This window comes from Lysinibacillus sp. Y5S-8, from assembly GCF_036894365.1.
In the GTDB taxonomy this organism is placed as follows: domain Bacteria; phylum Bacillota; class Bacilli; order Bacillales_A; family Planococcaceae; genus Lysinibacillus; species Lysinibacillus fusiformis_D.
Genome location: NZ_CP145889.1, coordinates 471,393 through 497,343, shown reverse-complemented (window position 1 = coordinate 497,343; position 25,951 = coordinate 471,393). Strand labels below are relative to the sequence as shown.

General features: G+C 38.1%; 23 protein-coding genes and 1 riboswitch. Of the genes, 8 read left to right on the top strand and 15 right to left on the bottom strand.

The window, feature by feature from the left end; genetic code table 11:
* Nucleotides 1-8 precede the first annotated feature (8 nt).
* The 13 genes from V6670_RS02350 to V6670_RS02290 all read right to left on the bottom strand — a co-directional run bounded on the left by V6670_RS02350 (nt 9) and on the right by V6670_RS02290 (nt 15,321).
* On the bottom strand, nt 9-1,010 hold the full coding sequence (locus V6670_RS02350; RefSeq protein ID WP_338652422.1) for an asparaginase: 1,002 nt from the start codon (nt 1,008-1,010) through the stop codon (nt 9-11).
* 18 nt (nt 1,011-1,028) lie between these two features.
* Complete coding sequence (locus tag V6670_RS02345; protein WP_338652421.1) at nt 1,029-2,180, bottom strand: ROK family transcriptional regulator; 1,152 nt, start codon at nt 2,178-2,180, stop codon at nt 1,029-1,031.
* A 14-nt stretch (nt 2,181-2,194) separates the two neighbouring features.
* On the bottom strand, nt 2,195-3,076 hold the full coding sequence (locus tag V6670_RS02340; RefSeq protein ID WP_338652420.1) for a sugar phosphate isomerase/epimerase family protein: 882 nt from the start codon (nt 3,074-3,076) through the stop codon (nt 2,195-2,197).
* A gap of 1 nt (nt 3,077) precedes the next feature.
* Entirely contained in the window at nt 3,078-4,136 is a 1,059-nt protein-coding gene (locus V6670_RS02335) for a Gfo/Idh/MocA family oxidoreductase (protein ID WP_338652419.1), read from the bottom strand.
* 12 nt (nt 4,137-4,148) lie between these two features.
* On the bottom strand, nt 4,149-5,027 hold the full coding sequence (locus V6670_RS02330) for a sugar phosphate isomerase/epimerase family protein (protein WP_338652418.1): 879 nt from the start codon (nt 5,025-5,027) through the stop codon (nt 4,149-4,151).
* Between the two features lie 16 nt (nt 5,028-5,043).
* Nucleotides 5,044-6,009 carry a dipeptide ABC transporter ATP-binding protein gene (locus V6670_RS02325; RefSeq protein WP_338652417.1) on the bottom strand — a complete coding sequence of 322 codons (966 nt, stop codon included), beginning with the start codon at nt 6,007-6,009 and terminating at the stop codon, nt 5,044-5,046.
* A complete protein-coding gene (locus V6670_RS02320; RefSeq protein WP_338652415.1) occupies nt 6,002-6,994 on the bottom strand; it encodes an ABC transporter ATP-binding protein in 993 nt (330 codons plus the stop codon). Before V6670_RS02320 ends, V6670_RS02325 begins: the two co-directional genes overlap by 8 nt.
* A gap of 11 nt (nt 6,995-7,005) precedes the next feature.
* Nucleotides 7,006-7,902: an ABC transporter permease subunit gene (locus tag V6670_RS02315; RefSeq protein ID WP_338652413.1), complete on the bottom strand. Its 897-nt coding sequence runs from the start codon at nt 7,900-7,902 to the stop codon at nt 7,006-7,008.
* 13 nt (nt 7,903-7,915) lie between these two features.
* Entirely contained in the window at nt 7,916-8,839 is a 924-nt protein-coding gene (nikB, locus tag V6670_RS02310) for a nickel ABC transporter permease (RefSeq protein ID WP_058843625.1), read from the bottom strand.
* Between the two features lie 68 nt (nt 8,840-8,907).
* A complete protein-coding gene (locus tag V6670_RS02305) occupies nt 8,908-10,491 on the bottom strand; it encodes a glutathione ABC transporter substrate-binding protein (RefSeq protein ID WP_141903915.1) in 1,584 nt (527 codons plus the stop codon).
* 490 nt (nt 10,492-10,981) lie between these two features.
* Nucleotides 10,982-12,334, bottom strand: a complete 1,353-nt coding sequence (locus tag V6670_RS02300) for an aspartate aminotransferase family protein (protein WP_338654441.1) — start codon at nt 12,332-12,334, stop codon at nt 10,982-10,984.
* 21 nt (nt 12,335-12,355) lie between these two features.
* Nucleotides 12,356-13,885 carry a CoA-acylating methylmalonate-semialdehyde dehydrogenase gene (locus V6670_RS02295; protein WP_338652409.1) on the bottom strand — a complete coding sequence of 510 codons (1,530 nt, stop codon included), beginning with the start codon at nt 13,883-13,885 and terminating at the stop codon, nt 12,356-12,358.
* A 23-nt stretch (nt 13,886-13,908) separates the two neighbouring features.
* Complete coding sequence (locus tag V6670_RS02290; RefSeq protein WP_338652407.1) at nt 13,909-15,321, bottom strand: amino acid permease; 1,413 nt, start codon at nt 15,319-15,321, stop codon at nt 13,909-13,911.
* Nucleotides 15,322-15,543: 222 nt separating this feature from the next.
* Between V6670_RS02290 and V6670_RS02285 the strand changes: the two genes are divergently transcribed.
* The gene (locus V6670_RS02285; RefSeq protein WP_338652406.1) at nt 15,544-17,112 is read left to right on the top strand and encodes a PucR family transcriptional regulator ligand-binding domain-containing protein; all 1,569 of its coding nucleotides are present in this window, start codon (nt 15,544-15,546) and stop codon (nt 17,110-17,112) included.
* A gap of 51 nt (nt 17,113-17,163) precedes the next feature.
* Here the strand turns inward: V6670_RS02285 and V6670_RS02280 are convergent, their stop codons facing one another.
* Complete coding sequence (locus V6670_RS02280; RefSeq protein WP_338652404.1) at nt 17,164-17,958, bottom strand: carbon-nitrogen family hydrolase; 795 nt, start codon at nt 17,956-17,958, stop codon at nt 17,164-17,166.
* Nucleotides 17,959-18,054: 96 nt separating this feature from the next.
* On the opposite strand from V6670_RS02280, the gene V6670_RS02275 reads away from it, so the two are divergent.
* Nucleotides 18,055-19,224, top strand: coding sequence for a pyridoxal phosphate-dependent aminotransferase (locus tag V6670_RS02275; RefSeq protein ID WP_338652403.1), 1,170 nt, complete (start codon nt 18,055-18,057; stop codon nt 19,222-19,224).
* A 120-nt stretch (nt 19,225-19,344) separates the two neighbouring features.
* Here V6670_RS02275 and V6670_RS02270 read toward each other — a convergent pair whose 3' ends face one another.
* On the bottom strand, nt 19,345-19,848 hold the full coding sequence (locus V6670_RS02270) for a PPC domain-containing DNA-binding protein (protein WP_338652402.1): 504 nt from the start codon (nt 19,846-19,848) through the stop codon (nt 19,345-19,347).
* A 122-nt stretch (nt 19,849-19,970) separates the two neighbouring features.
* A riboswitch (SAM riboswitch) is annotated at nt 19,971-20,075 on the top strand.
* Between the two features lie 88 nt (nt 20,076-20,163).
* Here V6670_RS02270 and V6670_RS02265 point away from each other — a divergent pair.
* The 6 genes from V6670_RS02265 to V6670_RS02240 all read left to right on the top strand — a co-directional run bounded on the left by V6670_RS02265 (nt 20,164) and on the right by V6670_RS02240 (nt 25,950).
* Complete coding sequence (locus V6670_RS02265; RefSeq protein WP_058843618.1) at nt 20,164-20,994, top strand: MetQ/NlpA family ABC transporter substrate-binding protein; 831 nt, start codon at nt 20,164-20,166, stop codon at nt 20,992-20,994.
* 105 nt (nt 20,995-21,099) lie between these two features.
* Nucleotides 21,100-22,125 carry an ATP-binding cassette domain-containing protein gene (locus tag V6670_RS02260; RefSeq protein WP_141903928.1) on the top strand — a complete coding sequence of 342 codons (1,026 nt, stop codon included), beginning with the start codon at nt 21,100-21,102 and terminating at the stop codon, nt 22,123-22,125.
* Entirely contained in the window at nt 22,118-22,789 is a 672-nt protein-coding gene (locus V6670_RS02255; RefSeq protein ID WP_338652400.1) for a methionine ABC transporter permease, read from the top strand. Before V6670_RS02260 ends, V6670_RS02255 begins: the two co-directional genes overlap by 8 nt.
* A gap of 13 nt (nt 22,790-22,802) precedes the next feature.
* The gene (locus V6670_RS02250) at nt 22,803-23,582 is read left to right on the top strand and encodes an enoyl-CoA hydratase-related protein (RefSeq protein WP_338652399.1); all 780 of its coding nucleotides are present in this window, start codon (nt 22,803-22,805) and stop codon (nt 23,580-23,582) included.
* A gap of 14 nt (nt 23,583-23,596) precedes the next feature.
* A complete protein-coding gene (locus V6670_RS02245; RefSeq protein ID WP_338652398.1) occupies nt 23,597-24,757 on the top strand; it encodes an alpha-hydroxy acid oxidase in 1,161 nt (386 codons plus the stop codon).
* A complete protein-coding gene (locus V6670_RS02240; protein ID WP_058843615.1) occupies nt 24,754-25,950 on the top strand; it encodes a CoA transferase in 1,197 nt (398 codons plus the stop codon). The genes V6670_RS02245 and V6670_RS02240 overlap by 4 nt, the downstream gene beginning before the upstream one ends.
* Nucleotide 25,951: the final 1 nt, after the last annotated feature.

The following is a 25,951-nucleotide window of genomic DNA, read 5'->3' as shown; positions in this document are numbered from 1 at the left end:
CTTCACCTCTATACGATTTTAATTGTAGAAACAATTTCTCCTACTTCCTGCCCTGCGTCATTACGCACAAATGAAGGAGACAAGGCTTTAATACGCTCAATCGTTTCTTGATTTGTATACTGAATTTGTTCCAATACAGAAGCAATTACATTCGGCCACGGACTTTCTGAGCCATTCATAATTTTCAAAGCAAAACTTACTCCTTCATTTCGCAAGGCAAAACAGTATACGCCCTGTGCTCCGCCCTTCGCTACAATATTAGGATCTTTTAATAATGCTGTACAAATAAAGTTTTGAGCCGCAATAATATGATTTTCTTGATTCATGACTGCGCTAAGCTTTACTACTGCTTCGCGAATTGGTAGATCATCAATTAATTCTGGCCGCGCTAGCTTTAAATAGGCTATTGCCATATTTTTTAGTGGAATGGCAAAGACTGGCGCGCCACAGCCGTCTATTCCTGTATGAATTTTACCTTCATCATATTCACTCAAATAAGCAATGTATTTTTTTATCATTTGTTGCAATGGATGGTCTGGATGATAATAGTGCTTGAAATCATAACCGTTTGCAAGACATGCAGTTAAAAATCCTAAATGCTTGCCCGCACAATTATGAAATAATCGCCTCTTTTCGTATCCGTGTTGTATATATTGCGTTTTTGGTTCCTCATTTAATGGATATGAAGCTGCACATATTAAATCATTTTCATTAACAGGGATCTTTTCCAACAATGAGACCAGCGCCTCTTGATGATAAAATTCCCCTCTTTGTGACGCCAAAAATAAGGCACTTTCTGTTGAAGTAATCTCGTACTTTTCTATAAAATCAGTCATAAAAATTGGAATGGCTTGAAATGGTTTGGCTGCAGAACGAAAATACACAGGCTCATAATCCTGGCCAACAGAAACGAATTCTTCCTTTGTTAGATTCACAGCACTCATTTGTCCATAATGCACATTTTCCATTAATCCTGAACGATACTCCTTCAAAAATTCTGAGTAAGCCACGAATCAACCAACCTTTCTTTAAACAGACAGCAGCTGCTTTTGTGCTTGTAATGCCGCCCCTTTGACAACTCCCTCTTTTAATTGATTTGAAAACTGCAAATCAAAATAAGGCTGTAGTTCTTTCCATATATACTGTTTGCATTTTTCACTAAGTAGTTTCTGAAATGTTACATTGTGCTCAATAATTTCTCCACTGACGATGACAGCCTCTGGTTCGTATAAACAAACTAAATTATTGATGGCGATAGCTAGAAAAGTGGCTACATCTTGTTGAATATCTACTGCCCATTGCTCACCTTGATCCACACATTGTAAGATTTCTTCTATTGATTGTATATTAAGATTTTGGGGTGTTCTTTTTAGCAAAGTAACTTCTGAAATATACATCGATAAGCAACCCCTCTTACCACAGTGGCACATTTCACCAAATGGATTTATCGTAATATGACTTATTTCTCCTGCTTTATTTTGAATACCACGATACACATCTCCGTTTAGTAATATGGCTGCTCCGATGCCTGTTCCAATGCCGACTAATATACAATTTGAATAAAGGGGCGTATAGATATCACCGATTTCAGCAATGATTTGCATTTTTAATTCATTATCTACGATGACTTCACAACCAAAAATACCATTTAAATCTTCTCTTATATGACAGTTTTCCCATTTCAATTGCTCGGAAGAAACGATAATACCTTCTTCGTTATTAATGACTCCTGGAATCCCTATTCCAATGCCTAATAATTTTTCCTGAGCAATTTGATATTCTGTCATGATATTAACTATTGAACGTTTTAGTAAATGTACAGCTTCTTCATACTGATGCTTGATGCTACATTTGATTTCCTGAAAAGCAATAAGTTTCCCTAAAAAATCTAATATACCAATTCGAATAGTAAAACAATCAATCTCTATCCCTATAGTGTATAAGGCATCTCCACGCATATGAATTAATGTGGGACGTCTACCAATAGCTGTTTCTTCCGATACTCCTTCAAGAATAAAGCCTTCCGCTTCTAGCTCCTGAACGATACGGGTAATAGTCGTAGGGCTCATTTTCGTATATTTTGATAATTGAATTCTTGAAATTGGCGCCATCTGCCTGATTGCGTCAAGCACAATATATTTATTTTGTCTTCTCATTTGTACTTGATCTTGCTTTTTCAAATTTGATTCAACCCCTATTTAAACTTTTCTATGAACTGTACAGCTTCTCTGATGTCTTTTTCGGGATTTGATCTCACTTCTCGTTCAATAGTTAAATAGCCATTGTATCCGATTTCATGCAAAGCTGAAAAATAAAGCTCGAAATTGACATCCCCTTGACCTAATGGAAGTTCTCTGAAAAACTCTCCATTTTCCACCATTTCTTCTATTTTATCATGAGATGTTCCAGATTCGTATCCTAAGTACCCATACACATCTTTTGGATTCGTTGGCTGTAATTGAATGCCATCCTTCACATGTGTATGTACAATATAATTCTTTAAAAGTTTAACGCCAGCTACAGGGTCATCATTCGTTACCATTACCATATTGGCAGGATCAAAATTAACCGATACACCATTTGTCGAAAGCTTATCTAAAAATCCCTTTAAAGTTCTACTCGTTTCTGGCCCTGTTTCAATCGCAAAGTAAGCATCTAATGATGTAGCAAATTGCCCTAATTCTTCACAGGCTTCTAGCATCGTTTGATAGATTGGATCATTCTCATTTTCAGGAATGATGCCGATATGGGTCGTAACGATCGATGTGCCAAGGTCTTTTGCTAATTGCAGAATCTCCTTCGATTTTTTTATTTTCCAGGCATTTTCATTTTTATCTTGAAAGCCGTGCCCTCCTAAATCACCACATAATGCAGAAATCTCAAGCCCTAAATCTAAAATATATTGCTTCAATTCTGCTCTTTGTGCAGCATTTAAATGATCTGGATCTAGCTCACCTGAAACTGCGTACATCTGCACACCTTGTGCACCAACCTCTTTTGCTTTTTGCAATCCTTCACGAATAGGTAATCTAAAGCTGTCTACAATGACGCCAATTCCATTGTTCAATTTCATCATTTTAATAAACGACTTCCTTTCCTTGCATTGCAGAAATATAAATTCCCTCTAAGATTTTCATAATTTCTACTCCATCCTCTACAGGTGCAACTGAATCATACTGATGAAGACAGCAATCAACAAACGTATTGATTTCATTCTGAAAGGCTGTTGCAAAATCAAAGGTTAAATCATTAATTTGAGGATAAATATTTAAAATGGTGTTATGCTCCTCACTTACAATTTTCAACTCAGGCTCTAGTTCTGCTCCACCGTTTGTGCCATATAATTTAATACTGATGTCATCTTTTATGGCATGGAGAGTATAAGAAACGTCCACCATTAGTGATGACCCATTTTCAAATGTAATAAGAGCATTCGCTAAGTCTTCTACTGTATTTTTAGTAGCATCATAGTCTGCTGCTTTATAAAAGGATAAATTTTCAATATGATTTCTATTTCCTAATTGATTGTAGGTATGACCAGTTATACGTTTTACTTTTGGTCTGCCCATTAAATACCAGCATATATCAATCACATGGACACCCAAATCAATTAATGGGCCTCCACCAGATTTATCAATCTCTGCGAACCAGCCTCCTGGATTCCCTAACCTTCTGAGACAAGAGGCTTTAGCATAATAAATATCCCCCAATTTGTTATCGTCAATAAACTGTTTGAGTACTTTGGTATTCGTTGCAAAACGTCTTACATAGCCGACTTGAAATATTTTACGATGTTTTTCCGCAACCTTTTGAATGTTTAAAGCCTCGGCATAGGTCATGGATAAAGGCTTTTCGATAAGCACATGTAAGTCATTTTCTAAAGCAAGAATGGCCAATTCGGCATGTGTATTATTCCATGTACAAATGCTTACAGCATCTACATTTTTGTCTGCAAATAACGCTTCCTTAGAAGAAAAAACATGGGTTGCTCCAAATTGAGCAGCCTTTGCTTTGCCTCGTTCAATAGAGGCATCATACACACCATATAACTCAACTGCTGGATTTTTCATATAGGAGCCTAAATGATAATCGGAAATAGAACCTGTACCGATTACACAAACTTTTAATTTATTCATGTTCTTCCCCCTTTAGAGCTTGCATTCGTCCCATAAACGACGCACATTATCCATCCCTATTTTTGAACCAACTTGACAATCTTCCATACCTTCAAACTCCACCACAATATAACCATCGTAGCCATAGCCTTTAACAAGCTTTATAATCTCTCGTATATTTAGATCACCATGTCCAACAATCGCTCCTCTGATGTAATTGTTATGAACAGTGCGGAACCATTCGCCATCTCCTGGATTTTCATAAAAAGGACGAATATAAAAATCTTTAAAATGCACTGTAGCAGCATAGGAAATATTTTTCATGACACCGATTAGAGGTTCTTCATCAATACATAAAAAATTCCCTACATCTAAGGTCGTTTTAAAGTTATCTCTGTTAACCGCATGAATTAGTTGCTGTACACGATCACTTGTTTGAACATTAAAGCCATGATTTTCAATCGTTGTCGTGATATTAAATTGTTTCGCATAATCTGCAATCAATTGACAGCCTCTAACCATTTCATCAAAATGGTCATTATAATAATGAATGGTTGTTTGCTCCTTTGGTAAAGTAAAGAGTGTAACGTCATGGCGCATAATGTTAATCCCCATATGATGTACTACATCAACATGTTTTTTTAAGCGTTCAACTTCTTCTAAAAAAGCTTCCTCTGTATCATGGATAAAGTTAGCAGGTAGCGAATAGGCTGATAGCTCTAATCCTAGCTCCGCTGCTTTCTTTTTAATTTGAGATGCCAGTTCATAGTTATCTACAACAGTAAATTCATAGGGCACTAATTCGACATGTTGTCCTCCGTTGTCAGCTACCCACTGTAGAACATCAAGAACATTCATTTCTCCCTGCTTCATTTTTTTGACCATACTATATGTGCTTAATCCTACTTTCATTGTGAACACCTCTCTATTAATTGACAAAGTGACATGCAACACTTTGTTCTTCGTTCATTTTTTTCATTTCTGGAATGACTTGCTTACATATATCTGATGCAAGGGGACACCTTGTATGGAAGGTACAACCACTTGGCGGATTTTTAGGGTTTGGAATATCACCTATTAACACTTTTTTCTTTTTTCTTAACGTTGGGTCTGCAATTGGTACAGAAGCAATAAGAGCTTGCGTATAAGGATGCTTAGGATCATTAAATATGGTTTCTTTTCGTCCAATTTCAACAATGGTCCCTAAATACATGACACCAATATAATGACTTATATGTTCTACAACACTTAAATCGTGAGAAATAAAGAGATAGGATATTTTAAATTCCTGCTGCAATTGCTTTAATAAATTCAAAATTTGCGATTGTATCGACACATCCAATGCAGACACAGGCTCGTCAGCAATAATTAATTTTGGTTTTGTTATTAAAGCACGTGCAATGCCTAAACGCTGTCTTTGTCCGCCACTGAACTCATGTGCATAGCGATCTGCCTGTTCAGCATTTAATCCAACCACTTCAAGCATTTCGAGTACAAGCTTTTCACGTTCAGCTTTTGAAAGTTTTGTATGAATTTCTAAAGGCTCCCCAATTAATTCCTTTACCTTCATTCTCGGATTTAATGAAGCATAGGGATCTTGAAAAATCATTTGAACTGTTTGCCTTAAATGCTTTAAGTCTGATTGTTTTGCAGTAGCTACTTCTTTTCCATCCACAACGATGCTTCCACTTGTTGGTGCTATTAATCGAGTGATTAATCTGCCTGTGGTAGATTTTCCACAACCACTTTCTCCTACTAGACTAAATGTCGTACCCTCTTCTATTTCAAAGGAAACATCTATTACGGCATTAACATGTTGCCTTTTTTGAAATAGTCCACCTGCTATCTGAAAACTCTTTTTTAAATTTTCCACTTTTAAAATACTGTTAGACATTAGCTTCCACATCCTTTTTCGCATATAGCCAGCAGCTACATTGACGTGTAGCTGAAATTTTCAATGTCGGTGGACTTTCCTGACGACATATAGACATCGCATGATCACATCGTGGAGCAAATTTACAACCTTTTGGCATATTTTGCGGGGACGGCACTTGCCCATTGATAGAATCTAATACTTCTTTTTTATCTCCTATTTTAGGTACTGATGCAATTAAACCTTTTGTATACGGGTGTTTAGGGCTAGCGAATAGTTCAAAGACATCTGCTTCCTCCACAACCTGCCCTGCATACATAACGACTACCTTATCGCACATTTCAGCAACAACCCCCAAATCATGTGTAATCAGTAAAATAGCCGTCTCATGTTCTTCCTTTAACTTTTTCATCAGCTCTAATATTTGAGCTTGTATCGTTACATCTAACGCAGTAGTTGGTTCGTCAGCAATAAGTAGCTTGGGCTGACAGGCCATTGCCATAGCAATCATTACTCGCTGTCTCATTCCTCCTGATAGCTGATGCGGGTATTCATGAATGATTTCCTCTGCCCTTCCTATGCCTACACTCTTTAACATTTGGATGGCGTGATGTTTACTTTCGTTCTTTGGCAGCTTCAAATGCATTTCGATTGCTTCCATTAACTGCTTACCAATCTTTAAAACAGGATTTAAAGAAGTCATAGGCTCTTGGAAAATCATCGCCATTTGCTTGCCACGAATTTTCCGAATTTCTGATTCAGACATTTTCGTTAAATCCTCTCCATTGAAATGAATAGAGCCATTCACAATTTCACCTGTAGTACCATGAAATAATTGCATGATGGATAATGACGTTAAGCTTTTTCCACTACCTGATTCTCCAACTAAGCCTAATATCTCTCCTTTACGGATTGAAAAATTGACACCTCTTAAAATTTTGATTTCTGTTTTATCACGCGTAAAGGACGTTTCTAAGTCACTTACTCGCAATACATGTTCTGTCATAGGCATTCTCCTTAATTATTTTTAATTTTTGGATCTAACACATCTCGTAATCCATCACCTATTAAGTTAAATGCTAGCACGGTTAAAAAAATGGCAATACCCGGCATAATGACTACATGAGAAGATGTCCCTAAGTAGTCACGGCCACTGCTTAGCATAACTCCCCACTCAGGCATTTCAGGGCTGGCACCTAAGCCTAAAAAGCTCAAACTAGAAGCTGCTAAAATAGCTGTTCCGATACGCATTGTGACGAAAATAATTAATTCACTAATCGTTTCAGGGAAAATATGTTTCCACAGCACTCTGACATGCGAAGCACCCATTGATTGTGCTGCCTCTACGTATACATTTTCTTTCGCATTCAAAGTGGCACCTCGCACTAAACGTGCAAAGGACGGCACACTAAAAATCATGACAGCAATGATGACATTATTAATACCAGGGCCCAATAAGGCTACAATGGCAATCGCTAACAATAAATCAGGGAATGAAAACAGTACATCACAGCTACGCATGATGATTTTGTCAATCCAACCACCAAAGTAACCGCTAATTAAACCTAAAACAGTCCCCAACATTAAGCCTAAAAATACGGCACTAAAGCTCACCATCAGAGATATTTTCGCTCCCACTATCAAACGACTAAAAATATCCCGCCCATATTCGTCCGTTCCTGCTAAATGACTGGCACTTGGTCCCTCTAATAAAGCATCATAATTCGGTTCAAACGGATCATATGGTGCGATATAAGGACCAATAATAGCAACTACAATTAACAATCCTATAAAGATGCTTGCAATCAATGCGGCCTTTTGTTTTTTAAAGGACTTCCAAAATTCTTTAAGAGGAGAGTATTTCCTTTGTGTTTTTTGCACTTGGCTATTTTGCACAGTAGTTGATGAAGTCATTTTATTCCCTCCCTTAAGAATCTAATTGGATTTTCGGGTTTAACACGGTATAAAGCACATCAACAATTAAATTCACTACAATAAATTCAAATGCGAATAACAGCAGTGCTGATTGAATGACAGGGTAGTCTCGAAATGCAATCGAATCGATTAGCAGACGCCCCATTCCTGGAAAGCTAAATACCGTCTCAACTACCACTGAACCCCCTAGTAGAAAACCAAATTGTAAGCCTGCTACCGTTACAACAGAAATTAAGGAATTTCGTAATGCATGCGTCACAATCACGGAATGTTCCTTTAATCCTTTTGCTCTTCCCGTTCTTATAAAATCAGCTTGTAACGTTTCAAGCATGGAAGAACGAGTAAATCGAGCGATCATTGACATAATGCCTGCCCCTAAGGTCAAGGAAGGTAAAATATAACTTGAAAAGCCATCCAATCCACCTGTTGGGAATAATCCTAGCTGTACTGAAAATAATTGAATCAACAATAGTCCCAACCAAAATCCTGGAATTGAAATACCAGAAACCGCTGTTACCATTCCAAAATAATCAGGCCATTTGTTTTTATTGATGGCTGAAAAAACACCAATCATTAAACCAATTAATGTAGCCCAAAACATGGAGAGGAAAGTAAGGTGGAGGGAAGGCATAAACCTTGTTTTAAACATATCAATTACCGGTAATCCAGTTGTTAAGGATGTTCCAAGTTCACCCGTCAACAAATTTTTCATATAATCCACGTATTGTTTAAGAATGGGTTTATCTAAACCCAACTCATGCCGTACATTTTCAACATCTTCTAGCGTGGCATCCTTACCAGCTACTAATCGTGCAGGGTCACCTGGTATTAAATGGATAAACAAGAATGTTAAGATTGAAATAACAATTAATATTGGTATCATTTCAACAATTCTTTTTGCTGTATATTTCCACAAGACAACCTCCTCCTTTCTATGTTGTAGAAAAGGAATTGACCATCATCAATTCCTTTTATTGTGCAACATTACTCAACTTTTGCGTTTTTCACATCGAGTCCACCTGTTGGGTTGACTAACACACCGCTGACATTTGAACGTACACCATATACGACCTCATCTACCCCTAAGAAAATCCAAGGTGTATCTTGATAAACGATTTCCTGTAATTTTTCATACAGTTCAGCCTGACGATCTACATCTGAAATAGAATTCGCTTCATCCATTAGTTGATCTGCCTCAGGATTTTGATAATAGGCTGTGTTTGCACCATTTGGTGGGAATGATACACTATGGAAAAGAGGTTTTGTCGCATTCGTTATATCTGAAGCATAGGCTGACCAGCTCACATACCACATTTGCAATTTCGCATCATCTGGAGTTTGTGCACCGTAGATTTCATCTGACAAAGTACCTTCTTCCATTGATTTGATCTCAACTTTTACACCGATTTGGCTCAACTGTTGTTGAATAAACTGCATGCCCTTCATCGTATCTGAGTTTGTGTTCCCCCAGATTTCAATATCGAAGCCATTAGGATAGCCAGCTTCAGTCAATAATTCTTTTGCCTTTTCAATATTGTGTTCATACATTTTTTGCTGTTTATAATAAACCGTTTTGGAAGGAATAATAGAGTCTAGTGGTAAACCCAGCCCTGCATTTACAACTTTTAAATAAGCTTCTTTATCTACCGCATAATTAAATGCTTGTCGTACTTTAATATCATCCAAAGGTTTCTTATACGTATTTAGCGACACATAATGAGCAATTGTAGAAGGAACTTTATTAATTTCTACATCTTTATTGTTAGAAAGCTCGTCGATATTTTGTGCTGGCACTGGATAGATCACTTGTGCATCCCCAGCTTTTAGCATTGCCACACGTGATCCGTTCTCTGGTACTGGCTTATACGTAATTTTAGAAACACGATCACCACCACCCCAATAGCCGTCGAAGTTTTCAATTGTTAAATGATCCCCTTGTACCCATTCAACAAATTTATAAGGTCCTGTACCAACAGGCTGCTTCGGAATATCAGCTAAATTTTCTTTAATCATTTTTGGGCTGATCATTTTAGCCACTCCGAAACGCGTGATCATTGGTCCGTATGGTTCTTTTAAAGTAACTTTAATTTCATAGTCACCTAGAATTTCAACTTTGCTGATTAAGCTAAAACCACGTGAATATAAACGTAAACTTTCATCATTCATGATTCGTTCAATATTGGCTTTTACAGCCTCTGCATTAAACTGTTCCCCGTCATGGAAAGTGACCCCTTCTTGTAGCTTAAATGTATACTCCAGAGCATCTTCACTAATTGAATAATCATCAGCTAAAACCTTCATAATTTGTCCATCAGCATCAAAGCCTAGTAAACCTTCTAACATGGTCTCCTGTACAGAACTCGAATTTGTATCTCCTGTATTATGAGGATCCATGGAAATAAAGTTTTCATTTACAGCAATGACAAGTTCATTCTTTGAACTTGCTGTGCCTGATTCTGTAGTAGACTTCTCCCCAGTGTTTGATGCATTAGAATTATCTTTCTCTGCGCATGCTGCTAAAAGCAATGTACATAGAATTACAAAAACCAACTTTTTAACATAATTCATCTCATCTACTCCCTTTGTAAAAATATATAAAAATATTTCTTAACACTTAAATTAAGAAATATAATTACTAAAATCACTTATTTTCTCCACTGATGAAAATAAATAGACAAAAAATAAACTATACTTTCATTACGATTAGACAATTCAATTAGAGGAAGACATGACTCTCTCAACTATTACAATTGCTTTTCATCAGAAACTATAGTTCAACCAACAACACCTATTTATTCCACTGCTGAAAATAAGTAATCAAAAAAATATTCCCTACAGGACACTTTTTACATTTAATTATCAGAAAAATTAATTTTTTATTAACTATAAACTACGAAATACAATTTTTCCAGTATTTTTTTATTAAATTTCAGAATTTTATAATTATTTTTATCGAGCTATAATAAATACTACTATCTTGCATCTGCGTTATAAAGCTTCACAAATAAAAGTTCTAAAAGCCTTTACTCTAAGGCTTTTAGAACCATATCAACATTCTTTACAGCTTATTTACACTATCCACAACCACATCGAGTATACGATCAAGATCTTCTTGTACAATATTAAGTGGTGGTGATAGCGTTAAGACATTATTAAACCCTGCAACAGTTGCTCCATTTTTTCCAATGATAATCCCTTGTTCTTTACATTTGGCAATGACAGCATTCACCTTCTCCACTGGTAAAGGTTCTTTCGAGACTTTATCTGCAACTAATTCAATCCCAATTAATAAACCTTTGCCACGCACATCTCCTACATTTGGATGATGCTGTAATTGTTGCTGCAATGTTTGTAGTGTTGCAGCGCCAATTTCCTTGGAACGCTCAAACAACGCTTCTTGCTCAAGAATTTCAATATTTTTTAATGCAACTGCACATGCCACAGGAGAGCCTCCAAATGTATTCACATGGCGGAAATAGCTGTATGCATCTGAGCCCTTAAACGCCTCATAAATTTCACGCTTCACGGCTGTTGCTGACAATGGTAAATAGGCACTTGTAATTCCTTTAGCCATCGTAATTATATCTGGCTTAACACCGTAATTCATAAATCCAAAAGGCTTACCTGTTCGACCAAAGCCACAAATAACCTCATCCACAATCAGTAAAGCACCATGCCTTTTACACACCTCCTCAATGCCTTTTAAATAATTCTCTGGAGGCATAATGACACCGCCACCTGTAATAATAGGCTCTAAGATCATAGCTGCAATTGTGTCACTCAGTTCCCATGTCATCGTTTTATCTACAGCCTTTACACTCGCTAAATCCAATGGCGCAATAGCATCGCTTTCATGCTCACGATATTGATCAGGTGGTGCGACATGGATAAAACCTGGAGATAGTGGCTCGTATTTATATTTGCGCTCCGCCTGCCCCGTTGCCGCTAAAGCCCCAAAGGAGTTACCATGATAAGCACGGTAGCGTGAGACAATTTTATAGCGTGAGCTTTGTCCTTTTTGCTGATGGTATTGCCGAGCAATTTTAAAGGCTGTTTCATTCGCCTCTGATCCACTATTGGAGAAGAAAATAACGTAATCTCCACCAAGTAGTTCATTTAGCTTCTCAGCTAATTCCACTGCAGGCAAATGACCCTGAGATAAAGGTGCATAAGCATTTTTCATCATTTGCTCATGTGCCGCATCTGCTAACTCTTTCCGTCCATAGCCAACATTGACACACCAAAGCCCTGCCATTGCATCAATATATTCCACACCATCTGTATCCATAATTCTTGCACCATCAGACCTCTCTACTACATATGTGGCTTGCGGATTATATGGTTTCATAGAATGCCAAACATATTGCTCATCCTTAGATAATACATCACTTTTAAGATTTGTCTGTGTCATCATCAAACACCCCTCACTATATTAGTTTTTCGCATCATTATTACTTGGGAACGCAAAGGAACTTGTTGTATCCTCCGTTTCATCTGGCCAGCGCTCAGAAATCGTTTTGGCCTTTGTAAAGAATCTTGCCTGATCTGGGCCAAACATATGCCCTTCACCGAACTTAGAGCGTTTCCATCCACCAAAGTTATGATAGCCAACAGGGATTGGTATAGGTACGTTCACACCTACCATGCCGACTTCTATTTCCTCTTGGAATTTCCGTGCTGCTGCTCCACTGCTTGTAAACATGGTTACTCCATTGCCAAGCTCATGGTTATTGATTAAATCTATTGCCTCTTGTAATGAGTTCACCCCTACAACAATACGTGCTGGACCAAAGACCTCTTCTTTAAAGATCTTCATTTCCGATGTGACATTATTAAGGAGGGTTGGGCCAAGATAAAAGCCATTTGACGTTTCACATACTTTCGGATTTCTTCCGTCAATCACAAGATTTGCCCCTTCAGTGACTGCCTCATCGATAGAATGAATAATCTTTCCTTTCGACTCTTTAGTGATGACTGGTCCGAAATCGACGTCTTTTTCTGTATAAGGTCCAACCTTTAGTTGAGAGATTTTATTTTTTAATAGTTCCGTAAACCGTTGCTCGGTATCTTTGCCTACAACAAGTGCACCTGAAATCGCCATACAGCGCTGTGATGCTGCACCATACGCTGCTCCTAAAAAGGCATTCGCCGTTTGTTCTAGGTTGGCATCTGGCATCACAATCATAAAGTTCTTCCCACCACCAAATGCCGCAACACGTTTATTGTGCTTTGTTCCTGTTTGATAAATATATTCAGCAACAGGTGTTGAGCCAACAAATGAGATAGCTTGAATCTCTTTATTTTCTAATAGTTCATTGACAGCCTCTTTATCTCCATTGACAACAGTCCAAATGCCATCTGGTAAACCTGCCTCTTTCCATAATTGACTTATATAGAGAGCAGACATCGGTACGCGCTCTGATGGCTTCAATATAACGGCATTTCCAACTGCCACAGCCATGCTTGTAATCGCAAGCGGTACCATAACAGGGAAATTAAATGGTGCGATAGTTGCCACTACGCCGAGTGGTGATTTGGCAGAAAAGGCATTTATATTACCACCTACATTGACTGAGTACTCTCCTTTTAGCATTTGCGGTGCACTAATCGCCATATCAACGGATTCAATACCACGAACGATTTCACCTTTTGCATCATCCTTTGTTTTACCACTTTCCTGACAAATCACATCGATAAGCTCTTCCTGTTTTTCTACTAACAACTGACGGAATCGATGTAACACTTCTACCCGTTTACCAATTGATCGTTTTTTCCATGCTGGAAAGGCTTCTTTTGCAAGCTGAATAGCATGCTTTACCTCATCTCTTGAAGCAAGTGGTACTCTTGCAATAACCTCTCCTGTTGATGGATTATAAACCTCTGAAAATCGGCCACTTGTACCAGCTACCTCTTCCCCTTGGATAAAATGTGTGAGCGTTTTCATTTCTTGCTGAACTGTCATAATTAGACCACTCCTTTATCGTATTATTGTTCAAAATCGAATTCTTCTTTGCTAAAAATAGAACTTGATTCATCGGGTTGTTTAATCGTCTTTTTCTTTTGAGTAAGCACATAGAAAATCATCACAATAGCGACGACAACGCATGTAAATAAAATTTGTGAGCGCATAGACTCTATAAAGAACATCGCCATTAATAAAGCTGTTGTAGCAAATATTGTGAAATACGTTAAATAAGGGAATAACCACATCTTCACCTTTAATAGCTCTAAATTTTCTTGTTCAATCTTGCGTCGCATTCTTAATTGTGAAAAGGCAATGATTAAATAAAGTATTAAAGTAATCGCACTACAAGAGCTCAGTAAAAACATAAAAACTTTATCTGGCGAAACATAATTCATAATGACTGCAATATACGAGAAAAATGTAGCTGCTAAAATGGCATTGACAGGTGCACCTTTTTTGTTTAATTTTAAAAATGCTTTTGGCGCTTCTCCCTTTTCTGCTAAAGAAAATACCATGCGTGATGTTGCATAAAGTGCTGAATTTAAACACGATAGCACCGCTGTTAACACAACAAAATTCATAATTTGTGCGGCAGCAGGAATTCCAATATAATCGAGTACCGCTACATAAGGACTTGTTAAAATATCGGAGGAATGCCAAGGCAATAGCGTTACAACAACCGCAATAGAGCCCACATAGAAAATTAAAATACGCCAAGTAATGGAATTGGTAGCTTTCGTTACAGCAGCTAATGGTTCATCTGATTCACCAGCAGCAATGGCCACAATTTCTGTTCCCATGAAGGAAAAAATAACAATGACGACCCCCATTAGAACAGCACCAAAACCATTAGGTAAAAAACCACCTTGCCCGACTAGATTGGTCATACCTACAGCATTAAAGTTTGGGGCGATGCCAAAAATAATGAAGGCACCAAGACCAAGAAAGACCACTATACTTGCAACCTTAATAAGAGAGAACCAATACTCGAACTCACCAAATGCTTTGACAGAAAGAACATTCGTTAAAGTAAGTGCTACGGTTAGTAACAAACTTAATAGCCATAAAGGCATCCCGTCATACCAATATTGAATAATGGCTGCCGCTGCTGTTGCTTCTAGTGCAATCGCAATGACCCAGAAAAACCAGTACAGCCATCCAATCATAAAACCTGCCCACGGGCCAATGGCTTCATGCGCATAATGTGCAAATGAGCCACTCGTTGGATTAACAGCTGCCATCTCGCCTAGCATACGCATAACTAAAACAACGATAATTCCTGCAAATATATACGATAAAATGGCCCCTGGACCAGCTAAATTAATAACTGAACCACTCCCCATAAATAGGCCAGCACCGATTACTCCTGCAATAGCAATCATCGTCATATGCCGCTTCTTTAACCCTCTTTGTAAATGCGTTTGTTGCTCCATATCTGTCACCCCTTTTAGTAGATTGCTTGATCGCTTACAAAAATTTTACATGTTTCATAACGTTGAAGTAATAGACAAACTGTAAAATTCTATACTTTTGTTTTAAACATAATGTAAAATAGACTAAATATTCTTAAAATATTATATCAACGAATTTATAAGAAAATATAAATCATTAAACAGAAAAAATACACAATGCGTATAACTAAGGGAGGGGCTAAATTGAGTTCATTTCAACTAAAAGTACTAGATGTTTTGGAAAATAAGTATTTTCATAAGGCAGAGGTAGTTGCAGGTCATGAAGGATTATCAAGAATTATCAAATGGGTACATGTTCTTGAAATCGTACAAGTTGATCATTTTTTAGTTGGTGAGGAGTTAGTATTAACAACAGGAATTAGTCTCCAGCATAGTATCGCTAATTTTGCTGCATTTGTAGAAGCCATCATTCAAAAAAATTGTGCTGCTCTTTGTATTGAGTATGGCTCTTATATTCAGACCGTTCCAGAAGCAATACTAACACTGGCAAACCGGCATCAGTTTCCCATTATTGTTTTTCATGAGGCAGTTCCTTTTGTTCGTATTACGCAGGATTTACATAGCCAAATTATTAATCAGCAATATTTAATGATTTCTTCGCTAGAATCTTATGCACAAGCTTTGAACAAAAATGCTGTCTTAGGACAAAACACTGAAGACATTTTACAAAATATGTATAATGAATTAAAAACACAAATCATGTTCTCCATTAAGGGACGCAATCCTATCTTTTTCCCCAATACGACACACCAAAAACGTCAGCAGCTATTAACATTGAACAAGTCTGCTCAGCAATTTAAACATGGACCTATTTTTATCTTTGATCAGCATTATGCAGATTTAACACTCTATCGAGAGGATGGACTATTTTCAGAGTTTGAATTATTAATATTAGATCGTACAGCAACGGCGCTGGCACAGCTATTAATGCGAGAGTTTTATATTGAGGAAAAAAAGAATATTGAGGATGCTACAATTTTAGTCGATTGGATTGATCAAAAATTATCTAAGGAAGAAATCTATAAATTTATCGTTACACATTACACGGGCTATACACAATCTAGTGGAGCTGTCTTTATATTATCCTCTCCTACTACAATGACAAAGACACAGGAGGATATGGTCTATAGTAAGCTTTATTATCGAAATCTATTTGAGCAACATGGATTTATGCCATTTTTATTCGAAAGAAAAAGCTATATTATTTTTATTTTACTTCATACGAAAGACAGTAAAGCTATTCGTGACATATTGAATAGCATTTTTTCCACACTGCCCAATACCGACTTTTATAAAAAGCAGCAAGCACAAGGTTTTCAAATAGCCGTTGGAAAGGTTGTTTGCGATGTAGAAGAAATTCCTAAAAGCTATCAAACTGCTTTAGAAACTTTATATATTTGCCGCAAAGTGCAAACGTCCTCTTTCTTCTATGATGATTTGCATTTATATCATTTAATCTATAAATTACAAATGCAAGTGAATTTACAGGAAGTGATTTACGATTATTTACAGCCCGTTATTGAGTACGATAAAAAATACAATAGCAAGCTTCTTGAAACATTACAGGTTTATTTACAAACAAATGGCTCCAAGCAGCAAACAGCCAACCAATTATTTATTGTTCGTCAAACACTCTATCACCGCTTAAGAAAGCTTGAAGGTTTACTAGGTGAAAATTTCATGAAAGGGCATAACCGCATTACATTAGAATTTATGCTATTGGCAAATTCATTGATTGAGGATAAGGGCTAGAAAAAAGATGGCACGCTCAAAAGATTACTCCATCTTGAGCGTGCCCCTCTATTAGCCTTTCACGACAACATCATGATATAGTCCTGGTCTGCGGTCGTCATAAACTGGAATTCTTCCACGTACTTCATCGACAATAGAAAAATCTACATCAATCACCGCTACTTCTTCATCCTCTGCACCGATCCAAAGTACTTCTCCCCAAGGCTGTATGATCATCGATTGGCCATTAAAGTTTTCTACCTTTTTTGAAATGCGATTAACTGCTATTACAAAACATTGGTTCTCAATCGCACGAGCTTGCAGCAATGTTTTCCAATGATCAATCCTTGGTGTTGGCCATTGGGCTGGTACAAATAATACCTTTGCTCCTTGTAATGCGTGTGCACGTAACCATTCTGGGAAACGAATATCATAACAAATGACCCCAGCAGCTTCAATATCTCCTAGAGCAAATCGATTCATTTCATCCCCTGCTTCTAAGTAGAGATGCTCATCCATTAAACGGAAAAGATGTGCTTTGCTATATTCCCCTACAAGTTCTCCATTGCAATCAAATGTATACATCGTATTATAAAATTTGTCGCCTTTCTTCGTTGAAACAGAACCACCTACAATATGTACACCAAGTTCCTGTGCTAATTCAGCCAAGAAGGATTTCGTACGTTCACCATCGACATCCGCTAGTTCAGGCAGCTTCTCTAACGCATAGCCTGTATTCCACATTTCAGGCAACACAATGATTTCTGCTCCTTTTTTTGCCACTTCTCGAATCTTGTCCTCAGCTCGTGCAAAATTTTCTTCTACTTTGCCAAAGCCAACATTTAATTGAATACAACCGATTTTCATATCCATTCCTCCTCTAGACAATTATTAAAAAAAGTAATACTATTTGCTTCATATTCTTCAATAATAATTATTATATTCTGAAAAGGGTGATCATGCATGGAATTCTCTAAAAAACTACAGCAACTACCCACTCAATTTTTTGCAGCGTTAGTTCAAAAAGTAAATAATGCCTTAGAAGAAGGTCGCGATGTCATTAATCTTGGTCAAGGAAATCCCGATCAACCAACGCCCCCTCATATCATTCAAGCATTACAGGAGGCGGCTGAAAATCCACAAAATCACAAATATTCACCATTTCGCGGTATCGCTGAATTACGTCAAGCAGCTGCCGACTATTATAAACGTGAATATAATGTGAATCTAAATCCTGACACAGAGGTAGCGATTCTTGGCGGGACAAAAATTGGTCTCGTTGAGCTACCTTTAGCCGTATTAAATCCAGGTGATACGATGCTCTTACCAGACCCTGGCTATCCAGATTACTTATCAGGTGTCGTATTAGGTGATGTCCATTTTGAAGTGATGCCACTTTTAGCTGCAAATGATTTCTTACCTAATTATCATGCATTACCTGATGAAGTGAAAGAGAAGGCGAAGCTACTTTACCTAAATTACCCGAACAACCCTACAGGTGGTACAGCAACACTTGCGTTTTTTGAAGAGACCGTTCGCTTTGCGAAGGAACACAATATTATCGTATCACATGATTTTGCTTATGGGGCAATAGGATTTGACGGTAATAAACCTATTAGCTTCCTACAAGCTGAGGGGGCAAAAGAAGTAGGAATTGAAATGTACACACTCTCCAAAACTTATAATATGGCAGGCTGGCGTATAGGCTTCGCTGTCGGTAATGCCGACATTATTGCTGCCATTAATCTGATTCAGGATCATCTGTTTTGTAGTCAATTCCCTGCTATTCAACAAGCAGCAGCAGCGGCACTTACAGCTTCCCAAGAATGTGTGGATGAACTGCGAGCTACCTATGAAGGTCGCCGCAATGTACTCATTGAAGAAGCTCAAAGAATTGGTTGGCATGTAACGGCTCCAAAAGGCTCCTTCTTCGCATGGCTCCCTGTACCATCAGGCTATACTAGCGAGCAGTTTGCCGATTTATTATTGGAAAAGGCTGATATCGCTGTAGCAGCAGGCAATGGTTTCGGCCGATATGGCGAAGGCTATATCCGTGTTGGTTTACTTGTTAGCGAGGAACGCTTACGTGAAGCAATCCATAGAATCGAACAATTACAATTATTCAACCTTTAACCATGCCATGAGGCTGGGACAAAAGTAAAAATGTTAGACCGATTATAAGCTCGGTCTAACATTTTTTAATTCAGGAAGGAACATTCAACTCAGTGAAAAGAAAAAGTTAGTACATTTTCGCTATTTTTCAATCTTCCTTGGCTGCTGTAAACCGTGTTCTAATGGATAAAATTGAACATGGCCTGTTTCTTCATCAAATTTTCGAAAGTGCTGGATGCCTTGAACCTCAGCTAGCACTATGTCAGCCGTAATAACAGGGTTCCCCCCCTTCATAAAATGCCCCCCTGACACAACGCCCCATTGATCACTCATAGAACCATGGAAATGTGTTTCATATCCCCCATCGCGCTTACATACTACGCCAGAGCCTTGGATCAATTCGAGTGGTCCCTCTTTTTTAATGACATCGCTAAAACTTACGTTAATCTGAGATGTTTCATCAGGTACTAAATAAACAAAGCTACTTTTTTGAAGGCTACCTATACAGCTAACAATTGTTGCTGACTCAATCTGGTTCTCCTCACAAAGTGCCTCTATTCCTTCAATAATGTCTGTACCCATTAGCAGTCGGGCACTCACAACCTTGCCAAATGAACCTATACCATAATTAACTCTTACAGACATTGCTATCCCTCTTTCATGCCAAAATATTATAATAATATAAAAGATTTAAAAAATATTTATTGACTTACTATAACCTATAAATTATATTAGTTCTATCGGAATTACAAAAAAATATGATAAATCTCTTATCAAGAGTAGCTGAGGGACTGGCCCTATGAAGCTCGGCAACCTCCTTTTAGAAGGAAGGTGCTAAATCCTGCAAACGATTATCGTTTGATAGATAAGAGAGGACATTTTTTCATGAGCCTCTCTTAGTTTGTAAGAGAGTTTTTTTATTTTCAAAAACCGATAAAAACAATCTTGGAGGTAGTTTTCATGAAAAAGAAAAATAAATTTTTAGTAGGTTTAGCAAGTCTTACATTAGCAGCAGCTCTAGCAGGTTGTGGCTCTAAAGAAGAGAGTAAAGGTCAAGCTGAAGCAATTAATGAAAATAAAATCGTCGTAGGTGTCACGTCTGGTCCACACGAACAAATCGCAGAAGTTGCAGCGAAAGTAGCCAAAGAAAATGGGCTAGAAGTAGAGCTTAAATCATTTTCTGATTATGTTTTACCTAATACATCCTTATCTGAAGGTGATCTTGATGCGAATAGCTATCAACACGAGCCTTTCCTCGATACGTTTAATAAAGATCATGATACAGATTTAGTACCAGTAGGCAAAACAATTTTAAATCCAATGGGTATTTACTCTGAAAAATATAAATCCTTTGATGACATTCCGGATGGTGCAACGTTTGGTTTACCAAATGACCCAACAAATGGTGCTCGTGCCCTCTTTGTTTTACAAGAAGCAGGCTATATAAAATTAAAAGATGGGGCAGATTTAACAGCCTCTATCCGTGATGTAGAAGAAAACAAAAAGAATTTAAAATTCATCGAATTAGAGGCAGCTCAAATTCCTAAGCAGCTTAGTGAAGTAGATGTAGCAGCTATTAATACAAACTTCGCATTGGAAGCTGGCATTAATCCTAAAGATGACGCTATTCTTTTAGAATCTACTGACTCTCCATATGTGAACTATATTGTGGTACGTGCAGAAAATGAAAATGACCCAACAATTAAAAAGTTCGTTGAGGCTTACCAATCTGATGAAGTACGTCAATTCATTGAAGAAGAATTCAAAGGTTCAGTAATCCCTAGCTGGTAATACATTCAGGAAGCTTCTAGTAGCTGAAGAATCTGCCGAAATTCCTCTATGGAAAACGAGCAGATTCTTGCTTTTTAGGAGCTTGAGAAAGGAGCAATCAATCGGATGATTCAATTACAAAATATCTCAAAAGAATATAAGACGAAAAAAGACATCATTAAGGCTGTAGATGGAATCAATCTCCATGTAAAAAAAGGACAAATTCATGGTGTGATTGGCTATAGTGGTGCAGGTAAAAGTACACTCATTCGTTGCGTCAATCTACTAGAGCGACCTACAGCTGGAAAAGTGTTAATCGACAATGTGGACATTACTGCCCTTTCTCTTCATGAATTACGGCAAACACGCCAAAAAATCGGGATGATTTTCCAACATTTTAATCTATTAAAAACGGCAACCGTTTACAATAATATTGCTGTTCCTTTAAAGCTACTTGGCTATAACGAGAAAGAGGTAAAAAACCGTGTGGCTAAATATGCTGAAATTGTTGGATTAACAGACAAACTAGACAGCTACCCTAACCAACTTTCAGGTGGGCAAAAGCAACGTGTTGCTATTGCACGTGCCTTGGCACAGGAGCCAGAGGTTTTACTTAGTGACGAAGCAACAAGTGCACTCGACCCTGAAACAACCGAAGCCATTCTTGAATTGTTATTAAAAATCAACCGTGAATTAGGCATTACGATCCTGCTGATTACACATGAGATGAATGTCATTCAGAAAATATGTGATGAGGTTTCTGTTCTTGAATCAGGGAAAGTGGTGGAATTTGGTACAGCTATTGAACTTTTTGCTAAACCGAAGCATCCTACAACGAGAAAGTTTTTAAATACGATTTCACAACGTAATTTATCCCCTTCCCTGATCGAGCAGTTAAATGTTTCAGGCAGTGTCATTCGTTTAACCTTCCTAGGTGAAAGTACTGGTAAGCCATTACTAGCAGAAGTTACGAAAGTGTATGATGTACAACCAAATATTTTAACGGCAAATATTATTGAATTAAAAAACGGCATTGTTGGGAACATTGTGGTGCATTTACATGGAGAGCTTCACATTGTCCAAAAGGCACTCACATATTTTACGGAAAATGGCGTCGCGGTGGAAGAATTAGGAGGCGAATTCAATGAGTAGTATTCAAAGCTTCATTACAGATTGGTCAGATGTAATTGGCAAATCAATTATCGAAACATTTCAAATGGTCGGAATTTCTTTGTTGTTTTCCATTCTCATTGGGATTCCATTGGGGCTATTAATCGTATTAACACGACCAGGTCAATCCTTTGACAATAAATTTTTATATCAATTTTTTAATTTAGTCATCAATATTATACGCTCTGTTCCATTCATCATTTTATTATTCTTCATCCTACCTTTTACTAAGCTGATCGTCGGCACAACAATTGGGGTTAAAGGTGTTATCGTTCCGCTAGTTGTCTATACAGCTCCTTATATTGCTCGACTGATGGAATCTGCGCTATTAGAGGTGGATTCGGGAGTGGTAGAAGCCTACACAGCCATGGGTATTAAACGTCGCCATATTATTTGGCATGTGCTATTACGTGAAGCTCGTCCATCTATTATTTTAGGCTTAACAATTGCCACAATTGGTTTAATCGGTGCTACGGCTATGGCAGGAATGGTTGGTGCTGGAGGATTGGGTGACCTCGCCTATCGTTATGGTCATTTACGCTATGAGGTCGATGTTATGTATGCAACTGTCTTTATCTTAATCATTCTTGTGCAAAGCATTCAATCCATCGGCAACCGCTTCGCTGCGAAATTGAAAAAGGATTAAGAGGAGAATGACAATGACAACTGAAATTTATGTAGAGAAAAATGGTTATATTGCAACGTTAGTGTTAAACCGACCTGATAAACGGAACTCCTTATCAAAGGCGATGTTTCAGAACATAATAGAGCAACTTGAGCAGTTACGTGTAGATTCTTCTATTAAGCTATTAATTGTCCGTGGCGTTAATGAAGTAGCCTTTTCATCTGGTGCCGATATTAGCGAGTTTTTAGATATTCGTTATGCCGCGGACAATGCCAAAGCCTATAATGATTTGGCTCTAAAGGCGATTGATACCCTCTATAAATTTCCTCAGCCGACAATTGCTATGATTCAGGGCTTAGCCATTGGTGGTGGCTTAGAACTAGCCAACGCATGTGATTTTAGAATAGCGACACCAAAGAGTAAGCTTGGCATCACAGCGGCGAATATTGGTATTGTCTATAATCTTGAAAGTACAAAGCGTCTCATCAATCTTGTTGGTGTTGCCAAGGCGAAAGAGATTTTATACACAGCCAACATTTTTACGGCACAAGATGGAAAAAACATTGGTTTAATCACAGCCTTACATGAGCCAGAGGATATTGAAAGTGCCACGCTGCATTTTGCTGAACATCTATTAAGTAAATCATCCATTGCAAACGCAGGCATAAAAAAAATGATCCAAGCAATTGTAGATGGTGAAAACGAAGAAAGCGATGAGCTGGCACAGATCGTTCTTAATTCATTTAGTTCAGATGATTATAACGAAGGTATTCAAGCCTTCTTAAACAAAAGAAAGCCTATTTTCAATAAATAAGTGAGGTAGTAACGATGACAAACATAACTGATGGTGATCTACTCTTAAAAAATATTACTGCACAAGCCCCCTTCCCCATTTGCTTTGCAGATTTAGAAAGGGCCGTAGCGGAAAAAATCGAAGCTGGACCTTTTGGCTATATCCGTTCAGGTGCTGGTGGTGAACAAACACTGCGCAATAATCGTGCAGCTTTCGAAAAGTATTCTATAGTTCCTCGCTTTTTAAATGATGTTTCAAATGTTCAAACATCGATTAATTTGTTTGGTAAAGCATACCCAACTCCATTGCTCTTTGCTCCCGTCGGCATGAACGGAATGGTTCATGATGAAGGTGAGCTTGCTGTAGTACGTGCTGCCAAGCATTTAAACATGCCCTATATTCAAAGCACCGTTTCCACTTATGCACTTGAAGAAGTTGCTCAAGCTGCTCCTTCTGCAACAAAATGGTTTCAATTATATTGGTCTACTAATGAAGAAATCGCTTTTAGTATGGTGGCACGAGCGGAGGCAGCCGGATTTGAAGCGATTGTTTTAACTGTCGATACAGTAATGCTTGGTTGGCGTGAAGAAGATGTCCGCAATCAATTTTCACCATTGAAGCTAGGCTATGCACGAGGCAATTATATGAATGATCCCGTTTTTACAGCCACTTTACCTGATGATTCATTCGAGTCCTACGTACAAGGTGTCTTGCAAAATGTCTTCCACCCAACACTTAATTGGGAGCATGTTCGAGAATTAAAAAAGCGTACAAACCTTCCTATACTATTGAAGGGAATTTTACATCCTGAAGATGCGAAGCTAGCTATCGACAATGGTATTGATGGCATTATTGTATCAAACCACGGTGGCCGTCAATTAGATGGTGTTATTGGTTCACTTGATGCACTTCCTGCTATTGCGAAAGTTGTGAATGGACAAATTCCTATTATTTTAGATAGTGGTGTCTATCGTGGCATGGATGCTTTAAAAGCACTTGCTTTAGGAGCGGATGCCGTTGCAATCGGACGCCCTTTCGTCTATGGGCTAGCCCTTGAAGGACAACAGGGCGTCGAAAAGGTGATGACCAATCTTTATGATGAATTAAAGGTTTCCATCGCTTTAGCAGGTGCGACCTCTGTCAAAGGATTACGCAACATCACATTAGTCAAACATGATGGGACTGAGGTTAAATGAAACAAGCATTACAAGGATTAAGAGTTGTTGATTTATCGCAAGTATTAGCTGGTCCTTATTGCACGATGGTCTTAGCAGATATGGGTGCAGAGGTTATCAAAATTGAGAAGTATCCAAATGGAGACGATACCCGTACAATGGGTCCTTTTATAAATGAAGAAAGCCATATGTATATGATGGTCAATCGCAATAAGAAAGGGGTTTGTATTAATTTAAAAACGCCAGAGGGATTAGCTTTATTTAAAGAGCTTATCCAATCTGTTGATGTCCTAGTGGAAAACTATCGACCAGGTGTCACAAAAAAGCTTGGTATTGATTATGACACATTAAAAGCTATCAATCCTGGTCTTATTTATTGCTCTATTTCAGGCTATGGACAAACGGGTCCGTATAGTCAAAAGGGTGGCTATGATATTATGGCACAGGGTCTGAATGGCTTAATGCATATGACGGGTGAAGCGGATGGTCGACCTGTAAAAGTCGGCTTTGCTGTGAATGATATTGCTGCTGCTCAAACAGCATTACAATCTATTTTAATGGCCTATATTTATAAGCTGCGTAGTGGTGAAGGGCAATATATTGATGTTTCCTTAGTGGAGTCAGGTCTAGCATGGACTGTATGGGAGGCCGCTGCTTACTTTGGACATGGCGAACTACCGGAGCGGACTGGAACAGCACATCGGGTATCCGCCCCCTATCAAGGTTTCAAAACGCAGGACGACTATATTTTAATAGGTGCTGGCAATCAAAAGCTATGGGAGATTTTTGCAACAAAAGTTATCAACCGACCTGATTGGTTAGACAATCCCCTCTTTGCTACCAACTATTCACGTGCCCAACATGTGAAAGTACTGGAGGCAGAAATTGAGAGCGAATTAATCAAGCATCAAGCTATTTACTGGCTAGCGCTATTGGATGAACACGGCGTACCATCTAGCCCAATCTATTCCTACGATCAAACATTAAATGATCCACATATTCTAGAGCGTGGCATGGTCTTGTCCTATGAGCACCCAACTGCAGGACCGATGCGTACATTAGGCTTCCCAGCCAAGTTCTCACAAACACCAGGTCACCTAACAAGTGCAGCTCCTACTTTAGGACAACATAATGAGGAGATTTTACAGGCTTTGAATATCTCCGCTGAAGACATTCAGCAATTAAGAACAGCCAAAATTATAGGTTCGAAATAAA